This is a genomic window from Saccharothrix deserti (assembly GCF_009769385.1).
Classification (GTDB): Bacteria; Actinomycetota; Actinomycetes; order Mycobacteriales; family Pseudonocardiaceae; genus Actinosynnema; species Actinosynnema deserti.
In genome coordinates this window covers 189,243-204,082 of the sequence record NZ_VKAB01000024.1, presented here as the reverse complement: position 1 = coordinate 204,082, position 14,840 = coordinate 189,243, and the positions used below count along the sequence as shown (strand labels likewise).

Here is a 14,840-nt window from a genome sequence, read left to right as displayed (position 1 = left end):
CGACCGCGGGCCCAGACCCCGGCGGCGGGCGACCTACACCCGCCCGCACGGGGTCCGGCACCTGTTCGCCGCCTACGACCTGGCCGCGGACAAGCTCTACGGCCACATCAAGAAAACCAAGAACCGGACGAAGTTCCTGGAGTTCTGCCGCTACCTGCGCACGCTGCACCCGCCGACGGTCCGCCTGGCGATCGTGTGCGACAACTACGCCCCGCACCTGACCACCAGGGTCGACCGGCGCGTGGGCGAGTGGGCCGAGGCCAACAACGTCGAGATCGCCTACACCCCGACCAACTCGTCGTGGCTCAACCGCATCGAGGCCCAGTTCACGGCCCTGCGCTACTTCACCCTCGACGGCACCGACCACCCCAGCCACAAAGAGCAGGGCAGCATGATCCGCCGCTACATCATCTGGCGAAACAAACACGCCCGGGACGAACACCTACGCGCAGTCGTCAACAGGGCGAACGTTGCCTGATGCGGCACTAGCGGGTGTAGGCCAGGGTGCCGAACCCCAGTTGGTCGAAACCGCCGCTGTTGGGGCCGTAGTCGCCGCCGCCCCCTTCCGCGCGGTGCTGTGCCGCCATCGCCGCGACGTTCGGCGCGGACAGCCCCTTCCGGCCGACGTAGTGGTGGTAGATCATCTCCCAGACCGGGCGTACGTTCCCGCGAGCGTTCGGCGAGGCGGCGGTGAACGTCTCCTGGCCGGACCAGCCGTTGGGCGTGCCCTTCTTCCAGGTGAACGGGGCGTAGGGCACGTCCTGGCCGAGGTTGTACTTCGCGGCGTACTCGGCGCCGGCCAGGAACCGGTTGTCGTCGTACCCGTACATGTCGAAACCCTGGTTGTGGGCCATTTCGCAGAATGCCGCGGTCAGTCCGATGCCCAGGGTGGCGTGCCCTTGGTCGCGGCCCGACTCGACCCACTGACCGAGACCGCCGGGGTGCAGCACCGGGACGGCGTTCCGGATCGATCCCATGCCCGCGCCCGTCTTGAAGTACTCGATCGCCTGGTCGACCTTCCCGCGGTCGTCGCACAGGATGCCGATGGCCAGCACCGAGGCGTAGGTCAGCTGGTCCCAGGACGCCCAGTAGTTGGTGATGTACGCATCGTTGTGCTCGATCAGGAACCGGTTGTTGAGCGGGTAGAAGACGCCCAGCATCATGTTCTGGAACCGCGCCAGCTCGAAACCCGGGTAATCGCGCATGAGCTCGGCCGCGTTGGCGAACTGGTAGCCGTAGACACCGGCGGCGATGTACCGGTCCGCGCTGCCGTCGATCGTCTTGAGCGTCGCCGACCAGGCGTTGAGGATGTCGCGGGCGGCGTCGCCGTGCTGGGTGTCGCCGGTGATCCTCCACCGCAGGGCGTTCTGGTAGGCGGCGTGGATGTCGTTGTACAACTTCGCGTAGTTCTCCGGGTGGCCGCTGCCGCGGTACACCGTCGCCTGCGGGCTGGCTCGCCACGTGCTCCGGGCGTGCGGGTTGGCCGTGAGCCTGTCCCAGCCCGCCGCCCACGGTTGCGCGCCGGCCGCCACCTTGGCCGCCATCCGGTCCAGGTCCGCCTGCGTGTGCAGCAGACCGGGGTGCACGAGGCCGGTGGGCCCGGTGGTCGTCGCCGCCGTGGTGGTCGTCGTGGTCGGCGAGGCCGAGCTGGGTGCGGTCGCCGCGGAGCCGGTCAGACCGACGGCGCTGGTGGTGCCCGTGGTGGCGCCGGTCGACGAGGGCGACACCGGTGCGCCACCGACCGCCGACCCGCACCCCACGCCGACCACGCCCGCCGCGCCGACCGCGAACGCGGCCTTCAGCAACCGGCGGCGGCCGATCAGCGCAGCGTCCCGCTCCGGTGACAGTCCGTGCTCCATCAAGACTCTCCTCGATCGTCGTTCGCCCGAGGACGAACAGGGCTCACGATCAGGAGACGGAGTCGCCCGGCGGCGGATAACACATTTGGCGGAAACACATTTCCGGAAGACGCCTTCGCCCGTGCGGTGCTGATCGCCGGGAATCGCGTTCCGCCCGCCCTGCTCGTACGGTGTCCCTGCACGCGGCGAGAGAGGAGCGCGACGTGGCAATCGTGTCGCCCGGTTTTCGCGGCCGACCCAGACCGGCCGCGGACCTGCCGCCCGGCCAGTACCCGACCGAGGACTTCCCGGTGCTGTCCGCCGGCCCGACCCCGCGGGTCACGCACGACCGCTGGGAGTTCACCATCACCACCGAGACCGGCGCGAAGCACCACTGGTCGTGGCGGGAGGTGATGGCCCTGCCCGCCGAGACGGTCACCGTGGACCTCCACTGCGTCACCCGCTGGTCCAAGTTCGGCACCACCTGGCAGGGCGTCTCGCTCGACACGCTGCTCGCCGACGTCGACACCGCCGCGGACTACGCGGTGGCCCACTCCTACGGCGGCTACACCACGAACCTGCCGCTGGAGGACCTGCTCGACGGCCAGGCCTGGCTCGCCTACCGCTACGACGGCGACGACCTCACCCCCGAGCACGGCGGTCCGGCCCGGCTGCTCGTGCCGCACCTGTACCTGTGGAAGTCCGCGAAGTGGGTGCGCGGCCTCCGGCTCGGGCTGGAGGACGAGCCCGGCTTCTGGGAAACCCTCGGCTACCACGACTACGGTGATCCATGGCGCGAGCAGCGGTACCAGGGCGACTGATGGGCCGGTTGGCCTGGCGGGTCGCCACCTTGGTCGGCACGACCGACGAAACCCCCACCGCCCGCACGCTGGTGTTCCGGGTGCCGGACTGGCCGGGGCACCTCGCGGGCCAGCACGTCGACGTGCGGCTGACCGCCGAGGACGGCTACCGCGCCCAGCGCAGCTACTCGCTCGCCGCGCCGGCGGACGGTGACGAGGTGCGGCTGACCGTCCAACTCGTCCCGGACGGCGAGGTGTCGTCCTACCTGGTCGAAGGCCTGTCCGTCGGCGACCCGGTGGAGATCAGGGGCCCCGTCGGCGGCTGGTTCGTCTGGCGCCCGACCGACCAGGCGCCCGTGCTCCTCGTGGCAGGCGGGTCCGGCATCGTCCCGCTGATGGCCATGGTGCGGGCCCGCCGCGCCGCCGGCAGCCGGGTCCCGTTCCGCGTCGCGCTCGGCCACGACCCGCACCGCGTCAAGACCGAGCGCTTCGGACCCAGCGGAGGCTGACATGGGCAACGGCACGGACGGCGACCTCGGCCAGGTCGTGGACGGCAACGCACTGGCCGGTCCCCTGACCGAGGTCTTCGCCGTCGACATCACCACCGCCCGCGCCCGCTGCACGTCGTGCGGCGCGACGGGCCCGGTGGCGGCGCTGCGCGTCTACGGCCGGGCGCCGGCGCTGGTGGCCCGCTGTCCGGGCTGCGCGGCCGTGGTGCTCCGCTTCAACCGCACACCGACCGCCGCCTGGCTCGACCTGCAGGGCGCCACCTCGCTGCACTTCCCGTTGCCCGGCTGATCGCGGTTCCCGGTGGGTGCGGGGCCGCCCGGGTGCGGTGGGTGGCCCCGCACGCGGTGGTCACCGGAACAGGCGCAGGGGCACGGCGGCGGCCATCGCGGCCATGCCGGCGTCGTTCGGGTGGAGGTGGTCGCCGCTGTCGTAGGCGGGCAGCAGCCGGTCGGGCTGGTTCGGATCGCGGACGGCTCGGTCGAAGTCGACGACGCCGTCGTGTTCGCCGCTGGTGCGGATCCAGCGGTTGACCACCTGGCGTGCGGCTTCGTTCTCGGGGCTGTAGAAGCCCAGCGTGTCGTCCTTGAACGGGGTGATGGTGCCGCCGTAGATGCGCAGCCCCTGGGCGTGCGCTCGGGCGATCAGCTGCCGGTGGGCGTCGATCATGTCCTGGGCGGTCACCTTCTCCGACTCCGGCGCGTCGGTGCCGGGGTGCCCCAGGTCGTTGACGCCGAGCAGCACGACGACGTGCCCGACGCCCGGCTGGGCGAGGACGTCGCGGTCGAAGCGGCGCAGCGCGGCCTGGCCGAAGTAGATCGCGTAGGTCTCCGCCGGGTGGCCCGCGGGCGGGTTGGGGTCGTGCAGCAGGCGGTTGCCGCTGATGCCCGCGTTGACCACGCCCAGGTGCCGCAGGCGCCGGTCGTCCTGGAAGCGGCGGGCGAGGACGTCGGGCCAGCGCCGGTTCGCGCCGCGCGTGGTCACCGCGCCGTCGGTGATGGAGTCGCCGAACGCCACCACGGTCGACCCGCGCTCGCCCGTGACGCTGACGCCGGTGAGGAAGTGCCACTTGCCGAGCACGGCGGTCGGGGTGATGTCGGTGTGCCCGGTGACGTTGCCCGCCGCGACGTACCCGTCCTGGAAGGGGAAGGCGTGCACGGTGTTCGCGGCCGTGCGCCGCGGCAGGTGGATGCTGATCACCAGGTCGGAGTCGGCCGCCACTGGCAGCGCCACCGGGTCGCTGAGCAGGGGTGTTCCGGGCGGCAGGGTGGCGGACGCGCGCCCGCCGAACGTGAGCCGCCGGTCGCTGCCGGGTTCGACCGCCGAACCGGCGCCCGCCCGGCGTGCGACGTGGGCCTCCCCCACGACCAGCGGCTGCGTGCCGAACTCGTTGGACAGCCGCACCCGGACCGTGCCGCCGCCGACGCTGAGGTGCACGACCTGCCGCAGGGTCTGGTTCTCGAACGTCGTCGTGTCCGAGGCGGGCACGGTGGTGGGCGATGTCGCCCACGCCCCGATCCACGTCGGACGCGGTGACGCGGACGCCACGTTCGGGAGCAGGAGCAACACGGTTAACACCGCGATCGTCGAGCGCTTCACCGGGACCTCTCTCTCAGCCGGGGGCGGGAAGGTCGAACCGCCAGCCGTCGGCCCGCAGTTCGGGGATCAGCCGGTCCACCGCGTCCACGGTCTGACCGCGATCGGCCGGGCCGTCGTGCATCAGGACCACGGCGCTTTCGGTGATGCCGTCCTTGACCCGCCGCACCAGCACGTCGACGCCCGGCGGCTCCCAGTCGCCGATCGCCAGCGTCGCCCCGAGCGACTTCATGCCCAGCCCGGCGGCGACCTGCGGCGTCTGCCCCCAACGGCCGTAGGGCGCGCGGAAGTAGCGGACGGGCACGCCCGGCGCGGCGCGGTGGATGGCGGCGTTGGTCTGCTCGAGGTCGGCCTCGATCCGCTCGGGCGTCCAGGTGCTCATGTCTTCGTGCCGCATGCTGTGGTTGCACAGCACGTGCCCGCCCGCGACGATCTCGCGGACCAGCTGCGGGTCGGCCTCGACGTACTCGCCCCACAGGCAGAACACCGCCCTGACCTGGTGCTCTCGCAGCACGTCGAGCAGGCGTGGCGTGTCGGCCGGGTTGGGGCCGTCGTCGAACGTGAACGCGACGGTGCGCCCGCCGAGCCGGGTGGAGCGGACGATGGTCGGCTCGGTCAAGCGGAACCCCCTCCGTCGGACGGGCGCAGACGGGCCCGGACCACTCGGGCCCAGACCACTATCGGGGCGAGATCCACTCGCCAACCAGACGTTTCGAGGATGTTTCGAGTCTCAACTGGCCGGTGTGCGGCGCGTGCGGCCGTGGGCTGATGGCGAGACCTGCTCGCACGACGGTCCGGACCGCTGTGGATGATTCCGCCATGCCGTTCACCGCATCGCCCGCCATGGTGCGCCAGACCGAGCGCTGGTTCGTCCGGAACGGCACGCCCACGATGATCGAGGGGTACGGCTTCGTCACCCACGTCCTGCCCCGGATGCTGCCGGCGCTGGTCTTCGTGACGGCCGCGAGCCTGGCCTGGCTCGTGCCGCTCAAGACCGCGGGTTCGGAGCGCTGGGTGCTGCTCGCGGTGGTGCTGGTGGTGACGCTGGCCGCGTGGGTGACGGTCTCCTTGTTCGTCCGGCGGCTGCCCCGCTTCTCCCCCACGACCACCATCGTGATCCTCGCCGTCTACGGCGCGATGCCGTTCGCCGTGGCCCTGCTGCAGACCGCCATGGACGGGAACGTCACGTCGCCCGGAGGTGTGCGCGGAATCCTGGGGGTCGTCCTCTTCTTCGCCGCCGTGTTCGTCGGCACGCTCCTGGCCACCACCTACGGCTTCGGCACGCTGCTGCGCCGGGCGCTGCGGCACACGGTCTACGACCTGCGCAACAGCGTGCACCTGCTGGGCCGGGCGCTGCCGACAATGCTGTTCGTCACGCTGTTCCTGTTCTTCACCGGTGAGCTGTGGCAGGCCATGAACCGGCTCGACTGGTGGCGGCTGTCGCTGGTGGTCGCGCTGTTCGCCGCGGTCACCGTGCTCGCCGCGGCGGCCCGCCTGCGCGACGAGATCGGCCGGGTCGAGCAGGACCTCAGCCCGCCGCTGCTGTCGGCCGCGTGCAAGCGCACACCCCTGGCCAGAGCGCCGATCGACGAGCTGACGGCCGACGGTCCCCTCCGCGCGATCCGGCTGAACGGGCGGCAGACCCGCAACCTGCTGTTGGTGCTCGCCACCCGTCAGCTGGTGCAGGCGATGACGGTCGGCTTCACGTTGTTCGCGTTCTTCATCATCCTGGGCCTGATCGTGGTCACGCCCGACACCGCGGAACAGTGGATCGGCGCAGCACCCTCGTACTCGAAGCTGCTGCCTTCCGTACCCGTCGCGCTGCTGCGCAACGCCACGCTCTTCGCCGCGTTCGGCTCGATGTACTTCGCGGTCACGTCGATGAGCGACACCGACCACCGGCGGCAGTTCTTCGCCCCCATCATCGACGAGATCGAACGGACGCTCGCCGTGCGCGCCGTCTACCTGACCGTGCGTGACCACGCCGTGCCCGCGAAGACCGGTTGACCTCGCGTTTCGACGCTCCCGTGTCCACTCGGGACGGTGTTTGAACCGGTCGGCTCCGGGTACCTCAGAGCCCCATGGCCGAGCAGCCATCGGAGGCCACTATGGAGAGGCTGCCGACAGGTCCGACGGTGGGCGTCGAGGAGGAGTTCCTACTGGTAGACGCCCAGACAGGGGAGCCGGCACCACACGGTCCCGATGTCGTCGAGGCAGCCAGGCAGCGGTTCGGGGTGGACCTCGACGTGGAGCTGGCCACCGCGCAGGTGGAGACCAGGACCCCCGTGTGTCACGACCTCGCGGACGTGCGCAGGCAGCTGCACGCGCTGCGCCAGGTGACCGCCGAAACCGCGCGGACCCTCGGTTACCGGCTGCTCGCCGTCGGCACACCGCCAGTAGGGGGACCGGACGTGCAGACCAGCGGCCGGGAGCGCTACCAACTGCTCACCGAGGACTACCGGTTGCTGGCCGCCGAGCAGTCCATCTGCGGTTGCCACGTGCACGTCGGCGTGCCGGACCTGGAGACGGCGGTGCAGGTGTGCAACCACCTGCGGCCGTGGCTGCCCGTGCTCGGGACGCTGACCGCCAACTCGCCGTTCGCACGCGGCCGCGACACCGGTTACGCCAGCTGGCGCTCGCTGGTCTGGTCACGCTGGCCCGGCGCGGGGCCGCCGCCCTACTTCGCGTCGGCGGCGCACTACGAGTCCACTTGCGACATGCTGCTGGTCTCCGGCGCGGCCCGGGACCGGCGGATGATCTACTGGGACGTCCGGCCGTCGTCGCACCTGCCGACCGTGGAGGTCCGGATCGCGGACGTCGCGTCCACTGCGGACGAAGCGGTGCTGCTGGCCGCTTTCGTGCGCGCGCTCGTCGCCACCGCGCTGGCCGACCACCGTCGTGGCCTGCCGGCGCCGCCCGTGCCCACGGAGGTGCTGCGGGCCGCCACCTGGCGTGCGGCGAGGGACGGTGTGGAGGGCATGTCCCTGGACGTGCTGTCCGAACGCCTCGTACCAGCACGTCTGCTGCTCGACCGGCTCCTGCACCGCGTCCACGACCACCTCGACGACGGTGACGCCACCCTCGTCCGCCAACTGCTCTCCACTGTGGACGCCAACGGCGGCGGTGCGGCCAGGCAGCGACGTGCCTTCGCCCGCGCGGGCAGGATGTCCGACGTGCTCGACCAGTTGGCGACCGACACCCTGGCCGGCTCCGAGACGTGGACCGGCCGACCCCGCCGGCACACCGCGTGAGCAGACTTCCGCTCAGCGTCACCAAATCACATGTTCAGCCGCGTCGGCTCGAGCGCCGCAGCGGCGTAGGGCGCCAGACGGTGGACGAGGTCGCCCTGCGCGTGGTGCGGCACTCCGAATCTCGACATCACGCGTGGCCTCGACATCGCGCGCCGTTCGCCGCGGAACAACCCCTTCACCCACCGGGCCACCGCACGCGGTGAGGGCAGGACCTCCGCACCGAACCGCGCCTGGACGATGAGGTCCTCACCGCTGTGCGTCTCGACCGCCGCCGACCAGCCCCGCTCCTCGTCCCACAGCAGCGCCACGTCGCGGTCCGGGAAGCCGGGCAGCCTCCCGTCCAGCGCCAAGTACGCGGTCGCGGGCCGATCGGCCTGCACGTACCCGCACTCACCGGAGAGCCCCAGCTCCTCGGTCACCAGTCGGACGTAGCCGCGGAGGCCCCACGTCATGGCGTCGTCGAAATCCAGCTCCACAGCGCATCGCCACCTTCCACCCAACCCACCGGGCCGTCGATGCGCCGACTGTTTGACGCCCTGACCAGGTACCCGGTGGGTCGAGAAGCGAAAACCCACTCGATCTGTGACGTGTGACGCACAGGAAATTGGCGGACAGGAGACGTCACCGGCCATGATGGCGGGACGGCGCGGGGGCGCCGGGTCGTGCCGGTTGCTGCCGGGAGTTCCGGATGCGTGTCGAAGAGAACGGCGGGTCGGTGGACGAGGACGGGCTGATCTCGACGGCCAAACAGGCCGCGGACCACGAGCTGGTGCTCGGGTTCGGGCGGCTGCTGGGCGCGGCGGGGCGGCTGGAGTACATCCTGGGCCGGGCGATCGAGGTGGAGTGCGGCATCAGCCACCTGGTGTTCGAGGTGCTGCTCATCCTCGGCCGGGCCGGGGGCGACGGCGTGTCGATGAAGGCGATCGGTCAGGAGCAGGTGCTCACCACCGGCGGCGTGACGCGCCTGGTCGACCGGATGGAGGAGGCGGGGCTGGTGGAGCGCACCGACGACCCGGCCGACCGGCGCGGACGGCTGGTGCGGTTGACCGAGCTCGGCGAGCGGAAAGCCGTGCAGGCCGCACGGGTCCACCTGGAGAACATCCGGCGCCACTTCCTCGAACCGCTGCCCGCCTCCCACCGCCGCCAGTTCATGGACGACCTGCGGATCCTCTCCCACACGGCCCGCGACGCCCTGCCCCGCTTGCGCTGAACCCGGACCGCAAGGCGTGACCGGCGCCACACTCACGGTGGAATACCTGACTAGTCAGTTACTGTTGCGTCAGGTGAGTCGCCCGCGACGGACGGGCGCGCCGATCCGAGGTTCCCACAATGAAGCTCGTGTACGTCTTCGACGCCTACTGCGGCTGGTCGTACGGGTTCACCCCGACCATCCGACAGGTCGCCGCACACCACCCTGACCTGCCCGTGGAGGTCGTCTCGGGCGGCCTGTTCACCGGCGCCCGCCGCAAGCCCCTCAGCGCCTTCGGCTACATCCAGGGCGCGAACGCCAAGATCAGCGAACTGACCGGCGCCGTCTTCGGCGACGGGTACGAGCGGCTGATCGCCGACGGCGCGTTCGTGATGGACTCCGAGGCCGCCGCCCGCGGCGTGGCCGCACTGCGCCAAGCCGCGCCCGACCGGGCCGTCGACCTGGCCACGGCCCTCCAGGACGCGTTCTACCAGGACGGTCTGAGCCTGTCCGACCCGGACACCTACCGGAAGATCGCCCAAGAGCACGGGCTGGACGGTGACCGCGTCGCCGCCGCCTTCTCCGCCCCGGAGACGCGGGCCGCCGCCCGGGACGACTTCGACCGCGCGGCCGAGTTGGGCGTGACCTCCTACCCCACGCTGCTGGCCGTCGCCGGCGACCGGGTCGTCGCCCTCTCCCGGGGACACGCCACCGGCGATCAGGTGGAACGGCACCTGGCCACCCTCACCGCCTGACCTCTTACCTAGGAGATCCACAGATGAGTGCGCTCGACTTCCAGATCTTCGACCTGGACTTCCCGGTCGGCAGCAAGAACAAGACCGCCACCCTCGTCACCGGCGAGAACGAGGCGCTGCTGGTCGACGCCGGGTTCACCCGCGCCGGCGGACACCGCCTGGTCGCCGGGATCCTCGACTCCGGCAAGCAGCTGACGACCGTGTTCGTCAGCCACGGCGACCCGGACTTCTACTTCGGCGCGGAGGTCGTCGCCGACGCCTTCCCGGACGCGAAGTTCGTCGCCACCCCGCACGTCATCGAGCACATCCAGCACTCCTACGAGGGCAAGCTCAAGGCGTGGGCCGCGCTCGGCGCGAACCTGCCCACCCGCCTGGTCGACCTCGCCCCGCTCACCGACGACCTCGTCCTCGAAGGCCACCGCCTCGAACTCAAGGGCGGGCCGGCCGCGCTGCCCGACCGCCACTACCTGTGGCAGGCCGAACAGCGCGCCATCCTCGGTGGCGTCCTGCTGTTCCAGCAGGAGCACGTCTGGGTCGCCGACACCGCCGGTGTCGAGCAGCGCGACGCCTGGATCGCCCTGCTGGACGAGATGGCCGGCCTGGACCCGCTGTTCGTCGTGCCCGGCCACCGCCTCCCGGACACCGCCACCGACGTCAGCGCGATCACCGGCACCCGCGCGTACCTGGTCCGCTTCGAGGAGGAACTGGCCAAGGCGACCGACGGCGCCGGCCTGACCGAAGCCCTCGTGGCCGCCTACCCCGACCACGGCATGGTCATCGCCGCCCAGATCGGCGCCAAGGTCGCCAAGGGGGAGATGTCGTGGGGCTGACCTCCCAGCCGGGCCACGACTTCGCCACCTCCAGCGCCCCGGCCGACGTGGTCCGCCGCCAGTACCTGGCCTCCGCCGCCGGTGACCTGGAAGCCCTGCGCGCCACCCTCGCCCCCGACGTGGAGTGGACCGAGATGGCGGGCTTCCCGCTCGCGGGCACGTACCGCACGCCGCACGGCGTCACCGCGAACGTGATGGAGAAGCTGGGCGCGGACTGGGACGGCTGGACCGCCCACGACGACACCTACGTCGTGGACGGCGAGAACGTCGTCGTCCTGGCCCGCTACACCGCCACCAACAAGGCCACCGGCAAGTCGATCGACGTCCGGGTGGCCCACCACTTCACCGTGCGCGGCGGGCAGATCGTGCGGTTCGAGCAGTTCGTCGACACCGCGAAGGTCCGCGACGCCATGCTCTCCTGACCGGGGCGCGTCAGAAGGTGTAGTTCACCACGAACGCGGGGTGGTCCGTTCGGTACATGGCGTACTCCTGGGTCGACACGAACGTCAAGGTGCGGGCGATGACGTGCTGCACGTCGCCGTCGCCCTTGCGGAACCAGCCCGACGGGACGCAGTTCTGGGCGTTCGTGGCCGAACCCGGGTTGTACTTCAGGTTCAGGTCGCCCACCACCACGTGCCTGGTCGTCGGGGACCCGCTGGGGTCGTAGGACAGGACCTTGGCGGGCACCAGTTCCTTGCACTGCGCCAACGCCGTCGTGCCGGTCGTGCTCAGGTGCGTGGTGCAGGCGGTGAAACCGCGCACCGCGCTCAGGGCGCAGGCCCAGGCGCGGATCTCGTTGCCACCGTCCTGCGCCGCGTAGGTGCCGTGACCGCTGGTCGTGATGCCTTCCTTGACGATGATCCCGCTGCCGTACGCGCCCCGGCCGGCCGTGCACTGGTAGTCCGAGTTCGTGGACCTGTTGCGCACGAACGCGAACTGGTACTCGGCGGTCGCTCCCACGGCGGCGGTGAGGCGGGGCAGGTCGGACAGGCACACCTCGTTCACGGAGACCACGTCCGGCAGGCGGCGCTGGATCATCGTCACGGCTTCGTCCACCGCGCGCCCGTCCTGGTAGCAACCGGCGATGCCGCTGTTGCACAGGTTCATCTGCAGCACTTTGAAAGCCGTGGCGGCGGCGGCCGGAACCGACACCAGACCGCAGAGCACGATCGAGGCCAGGACAAGACCGGTGGTTCGACGCAGGGGCCCCATGCCGACCATGTCACACCCGACCGGCGGCCCGCCGTACCGCCAAGCGGACCTCTGGTGCGTCGACACTTCGGGAACGCGGCAACACCACACCGTTGGCGATGCCCAGCTCGACGACGTCCTGGGGGCGCAGCCGCAGTTGGCCGGCGATCGCGGGGACGTCGTCGTCGTCGCGTTTGAGGATGGCGGCGGCGGCCTCGGGGCCGGTCACGGAGAAGTAGCTGTCCGCGGTGACCCAGGTCCGGCCGGGTGCCGCGAACGCCAGCGCGCCCCCGGAACCGCCTTCCCCGATGACCAACGTCGTCAACGGCACCCGTGCGTCCGCGATGGCGCCGAACAGCTCCGCGATGGCCCCGCCCACTCCCCCGCGCTCCGCGCCCGCGTCGTTCGCCGCACCCGGTGTGTCCACGAGCGTCAGCACAGGGATGCCGAGCCGATCCGCCAACCGAACCAGCCGTGCCGCCGTCCGAAACCCGGCCGGCCGTGTCGCCGTGCCGCACTGGGCCGCGTAGGCAACCGTCCGACCGCCACGCACGCCGAACCCGCACAACACCCCGGCGTCCACACCAGCGCACCGATCACCGCTGATGTCCTCGCGCCAGTCGAAGTACGCGTCCAGGTACTGCCCGGCGCGGGGCCGCCAGTCCGCGCGGGCGCGCCGCACCGCGTCCCAGCCACTGTCGGGCAGCCCACGATCCGACCCCAGCGCCTCGGGCACGTCCGCACGCTCTTCACCGCGGGAGGTCAGCAGGGTGAGCCAGCGGCCCAGCACTTCCGGCAGCTCCTCGTCCGACAGCACCCGGTCCACGTGGCCGGTCTCGAACTGGCTTTGCGCCGTGTAGGCGTGGGGGTCGCCGGCCGGTCGGACCCGCGACCCGGCGAAGCCCACCTGCGCGCCGTCGAGTGCCAGGGTGACGTCCGCACCGGCACCCAGGGTGGCCCAGCCGCCGCCGGTGGTCGGGTCGCGCAGCACCGCCACGTGCGGGACGCCGGAGGTCCGTGCCGTCGAGGCGGCCTTGGCCATCCGGTGGAGCTGCGAGAGCGCGCGCATCCCCTCCTGCATCCGGCTGCCCCCGGTCGCGATCAGTGACACCACCGGGAGCCGCAGCCGGACCGCCCGTTCGAACGCCGCCTCGACCAGCAGTCCCGTGCGCCCACCTACGGACCCGCCCAGGAAACCGAACTCGAAGGCGATCAACACCGCCTCGGTCCCGCCGACGCGTCCGGTGCCGCACACGACCGACTCGCGTTCGCCGGTCCGCTCGGCGGCGCGTGCCCTTGCCCCGTCGTAGCCCGTCCACCCGATCGGACCGTCGGTGTCGGCGTTGTCCGGCAGGTCGACGTCCAGGTCGGTGAACCCGGTGGCCACCGCCTCGATCCGGTCACGGGCCGACATCCGGTCAGCCATGGAGCGCCCGCTTCAGCACCTTGCCCATGTCGTTGCGGGGCAAGGCGTCGAGGAACCGCACTTCCCTCGGGCGTTTGTGCGGTGCGAGCAGTTTCGCCACGTGGTCGGCGAGTTCCCGTTCGGTGGGTCGTTCACCGGCGGGCACGATCCAGGCCACGATCCGTTCGCCGAGGTCCGCGTCCGGTTCGCCGGTGACCGCCGCCTCGCGCACGGCGGGGTGGTCGAGCAGGGCGTTCTCGATCTCGCCCGCGCCGATCTTGTACCCGCCGCTCTTGATCAGGTCGGTGGCCTTGCGTCCGACGATCCGGACGTACCCGGCGGCGTCCCGGGTCGCCATGTCGCCGGTCCGGAACCAGTCGCCGTCGAACGCCGCCGCCGTGGCGTCCGGGCGGTTGAGGTACTCGGTGAACAGGTTCGGGCCGCGCACCTGGATCTCACCGACGCTGACACCGTCCCAGTCCTCGATCGGCTCGCCCGCCTCGTCGACCAGGCGGAGGTCGACACCCGGCAACGGGACGCCGACCGTGCCCGGTCCCGGCTCGCCGTCGGCGCGCACGCTCGTGTTCATCAGCGTCTCGGTCATCCCGTACCGCTCGACCACGTGCTGCCCGGTCGCCGCGGTGATGCGCTGGTGGTCCCGCACCGGAAGGGCGGCCGATCCGGAGACGAGCAGACGCGCGCCGGCCAGCGCCTCGGCCAGCTCGGGATTGCCGTCGACCTCCTCGGCGATCCGGTGGTACATGGTCGGCACGCCGAACACCATCGTGCCGTTGCCCGCGAGGGCGTCGGCGAGGGCGTCGGTGGAGAACCGGCCCAGGTGGATCACCGTGCCGCCGCGCCGAAGCGGTCCCAGGACGCCTAGGATCAGACCGTGCACGTGGAACAGCGGCAAGGCGTGCACGAGCACGTCGTCCGCGGTCCACTGCCACGCGTCTTCCAGCGCGTCGAGCGTGTGGACGATGGCCCGGCGGGGCAGCACCACGCCCTTGGGCGGCCCCGTGGTGCCCGAGGTGTAGACGATGATCGCCGGCGCTTCGGCGTCCGGTTCGGGTGGGAGCGTGGCGTCACCGGGTACCAGCTCGATATCCGCGTGCGGCAGTGCCCGGAGCTCCGGTGGCAGGTCTGCGCCCGGCTCGGACAGCACCAGCGACACGGCGCTGTCCGAGACGATGTGCGCCAGCTCCCGCTCCCCCGCCTTCGGGTTGATCGGCACGACCGGCACCCCGGCGAGCAGGGCCGCGACCACGGCGACACCGGTCTCGACGCTCGCCGTGGCCCACACCGCGACCCGGACCGGACCGCCGTCCACCGAACGCGACCCGGCCAGCCGACGGGCCAGCGGCGCCGCGATCGCGGCCAGTTCCGCGTAGTCCACCGCGTGGTCGCCGAACCGCAGGGCGGTCCTCGCCGGTGCGCTCGACAGGGCGGGAAGAAGTGGGGTCACCCGATCTCCTCGT

General features: G+C 71.6%; 17 protein-coding genes. 10 read left to right on the top strand and 7 right to left on the bottom strand.

Going from position 1 to position 14,840, the window contains the following annotated elements; translation table 11 throughout:
* The coding region (locus tag FM051_RS33255; protein WP_202919146.1) for a transposase at positions 1-478 on the top strand (478 nt) is incomplete at its 5' end.
* A gap of 7 nt (positions 479-485) precedes the next feature.
* Here the strand turns inward: FM051_RS33255 and FM051_RS33250 are convergent.
* The gene (locus tag FM051_RS33250) at positions 486-1,859 is read right to left on the bottom strand and encodes an alginate lyase family protein (protein WP_158850356.1); all 1,374 of its coding nucleotides are present in this window, start codon (positions 1,857-1,859) and stop codon (positions 486-488) included.
* Positions 1,860-2,062: 203 nt separating this feature from the next.
* Here FM051_RS33250 and FM051_RS33245 point away from each other — a divergent pair, with 203 nt between their 5' ends.
* Genes FM051_RS33245 through FM051_RS33235 form a run of 3 tightly spaced genes read left to right on the top strand, consistent with a single transcriptional unit; the run spans position 2,063 to position 3,436 of the window.
* On the top strand, positions 2,063-2,659 hold the full coding sequence (locus FM051_RS33245; protein WP_158850354.1) for a sulfite oxidase-like oxidoreductase: 597 nt from the start codon (positions 2,063-2,065) through the stop codon (positions 2,657-2,659).
* On the top strand, positions 2,659-3,147 hold the full coding sequence (locus FM051_RS33240; RefSeq protein ID WP_238412828.1) for an FAD-binding oxidoreductase: 489 nt from the start codon (positions 2,659-2,661) through the stop codon (positions 3,145-3,147). The genes FM051_RS33245 and FM051_RS33240 overlap by 1 nt, the downstream gene beginning before the upstream one ends.
* A gap of 1 nt (position 3,148) precedes the next feature.
* On the top strand, positions 3,149-3,436 hold the full coding sequence (locus FM051_RS33235; RefSeq protein WP_158850350.1) for a DUF6510 family protein: 288 nt from the start codon (positions 3,149-3,151) through the stop codon (positions 3,434-3,436).
* A 60-nt stretch (positions 3,437-3,496) separates the two neighbouring features.
* Here FM051_RS33235 and FM051_RS33230 read toward each other — a convergent pair whose 3' ends face one another.
* Positions 3,497-4,714, bottom strand: a complete 1,218-nt coding sequence (locus FM051_RS33230; protein WP_238412827.1) for an SGNH/GDSL hydrolase family protein — start codon at positions 4,712-4,714, stop codon at positions 3,497-3,499.
* A gap of 43 nt (positions 4,715-4,757) precedes the next feature.
* Entirely contained in the window at positions 4,758-5,360 is a 603-nt protein-coding gene (locus FM051_RS33225) for a polysaccharide deacetylase family protein (RefSeq protein ID WP_238412826.1), read from the bottom strand.
* Between the two features lie 200 nt (positions 5,361-5,560).
* Between FM051_RS33225 and FM051_RS33220 the strand changes: the two genes are divergently transcribed.
* Both FM051_RS33220 and FM051_RS33215 read left to right on the top strand, forming a co-directional pair.
* Positions 5,561-6,748, top strand: a complete 1,188-nt coding sequence (locus FM051_RS33220) for a hypothetical protein (protein WP_158850346.1) — start codon at positions 5,561-5,563, stop codon at positions 6,746-6,748.
* 74 nt (positions 6,749-6,822) lie between these two features.
* Positions 6,823-7,992, top strand: a complete 1,170-nt coding sequence (locus tag FM051_RS33215; RefSeq protein WP_238412825.1) for a carboxylate-amine ligase — start codon at positions 6,823-6,825, stop codon at positions 7,990-7,992.
* A gap of 26 nt (positions 7,993-8,018) precedes the next feature.
* Here the strand turns inward: FM051_RS33215 and FM051_RS33210 are convergent, their stop codons facing one another.
* Complete coding sequence (locus tag FM051_RS33210) at positions 8,019-8,468, bottom strand: DUF6292 family protein (RefSeq protein WP_158850344.1); 450 nt, start codon at positions 8,466-8,468, stop codon at positions 8,019-8,021.
* A 212-nt stretch (positions 8,469-8,680) separates the two neighbouring features.
* On the opposite strand from FM051_RS33210, the gene FM051_RS33205 reads away from it, so the two are divergent.
* The 4 genes from FM051_RS33205 to FM051_RS33190 all read left to right on the top strand — a co-directional run bounded on the left by FM051_RS33205 (position 8,681) and on the right by FM051_RS33190 (position 11,188).
* Positions 8,681-9,202 (top strand): MarR family winged helix-turn-helix transcriptional regulator, encoded by a 522-nt coding sequence (locus FM051_RS33205; RefSeq protein WP_158850342.1) that lies wholly within the window; start codon positions 8,681-8,683, stop codon positions 9,200-9,202.
* A gap of 119 nt (positions 9,203-9,321) precedes the next feature.
* Positions 9,322-9,936, top strand: a complete 615-nt coding sequence (locus tag FM051_RS33200) for a DsbA family protein (protein ID WP_158850340.1) — start codon at positions 9,322-9,324, stop codon at positions 9,934-9,936.
* Between the two features lie 23 nt (positions 9,937-9,959).
* The gene (locus tag FM051_RS33195) at positions 9,960-10,766 is read left to right on the top strand and encodes an MBL fold metallo-hydrolase (RefSeq protein WP_158850338.1); all 807 of its coding nucleotides are present in this window, start codon (positions 9,960-9,962) and stop codon (positions 10,764-10,766) included.
* The gene (locus FM051_RS33190) at positions 10,757-11,188 is read left to right on the top strand and encodes a nuclear transport factor 2 family protein (RefSeq protein ID WP_238412824.1); all 432 of its coding nucleotides are present in this window, start codon (positions 10,757-10,759) and stop codon (positions 11,186-11,188) included. Before FM051_RS33195 ends, FM051_RS33190 begins: the two co-directional genes overlap by 10 nt.
* Positions 11,189-11,198: 10 nt before the next feature.
* Here the strand turns inward: FM051_RS33190 and FM051_RS33185 are convergent, their stop codons facing one another.
* Genes FM051_RS33185 through FM051_RS33175 form a run of 3 tightly spaced genes read right to left on the bottom strand, consistent with a single transcriptional unit; the run spans position 11,199 to position 14,827 of the window.
* Complete coding sequence (locus tag FM051_RS33185; RefSeq protein ID WP_158850336.1) at positions 11,199-11,978, bottom strand: endonuclease/exonuclease/phosphatase family protein; 780 nt, start codon at positions 11,976-11,978, stop codon at positions 11,199-11,201.
* Between the two features lie 10 nt (positions 11,979-11,988).
* Positions 11,989-13,383: a carboxyl transferase domain-containing protein gene (locus tag FM051_RS33180; protein ID WP_158850334.1), complete on the bottom strand. Its 1,395-nt coding sequence runs from the start codon at positions 13,381-13,383 to the stop codon at positions 11,989-11,991.
* Positions 13,376-14,827: an acyl-CoA synthetase gene (locus FM051_RS33175; RefSeq protein ID WP_158850332.1), complete on the bottom strand. Its 1,452-nt coding sequence runs from the start codon at positions 14,825-14,827 to the stop codon at positions 13,376-13,378. The genes FM051_RS33180 and FM051_RS33175 overlap by 8 nt, the downstream gene beginning before the upstream one ends.
* Between the last annotated feature and the right edge of the window lie 13 nt (positions 14,828-14,840).

Bases quoted from the DNA above. Each gene is read 5' to 3' on its own strand.
- FM051_RS33250 (WP_158850356.1), bottom strand. From the start codon at position 1,859: ATGGAGCACGGACTGTCACCGGAGCGGGACGCTGCGCTGATCGGCCGC.
- FM051_RS33240 (WP_238412828.1), top strand. From the start codon at position 2,659: ATGGGCCGGTTGGCCTGGCGGGTCGCCACCTTGGTCGGCACGACCGAC.
- FM051_RS33235 (WP_158850350.1), top strand. From the start codon at position 3,149: ATGGGCAACGGCACGGACGGCGACCTCGGCCAGGTCGTGGACGGCAAC.
- FM051_RS33220 (WP_158850346.1), top strand. From the start codon at position 5,561: ATGCCGTTCACCGCATCGCCCGCCATGGTGCGCCAGACCGAGCGCTGG.
- FM051_RS33215 (WP_238412825.1), top strand. From the start codon at position 6,823: ATGGCCGAGCAGCCATCGGAGGCCACTATGGAGAGGCTGCCGACAGGT.
- FM051_RS33205 (WP_158850342.1), top strand. From the start codon at position 8,681: ATGCGTGTCGAAGAGAACGGCGGGTCGGTGGACGAGGACGGGCTGATC.
- FM051_RS33200 (WP_158850340.1), top strand. From the start codon at position 9,322: ATGAAGCTCGTGTACGTCTTCGACGCCTACTGCGGCTGGTCGTACGGG.
- FM051_RS33195 (WP_158850338.1), top strand. From the start codon at position 9,960: ATGAGTGCGCTCGACTTCCAGATCTTCGACCTGGACTTCCCGGTCGGC.
- FM051_RS33185 (WP_158850336.1), bottom strand. From the start codon at position 11,978: ATGGGGCCCCTGCGTCGAACCACCGGTCTTGTCCTGGCCTCGATCGTG.
- FM051_RS33180 (WP_158850334.1), bottom strand. From the start codon at position 13,383: ATGGCTGACCGGATGTCGGCCCGTGACCGGATCGAGGCGGTGGCCACC.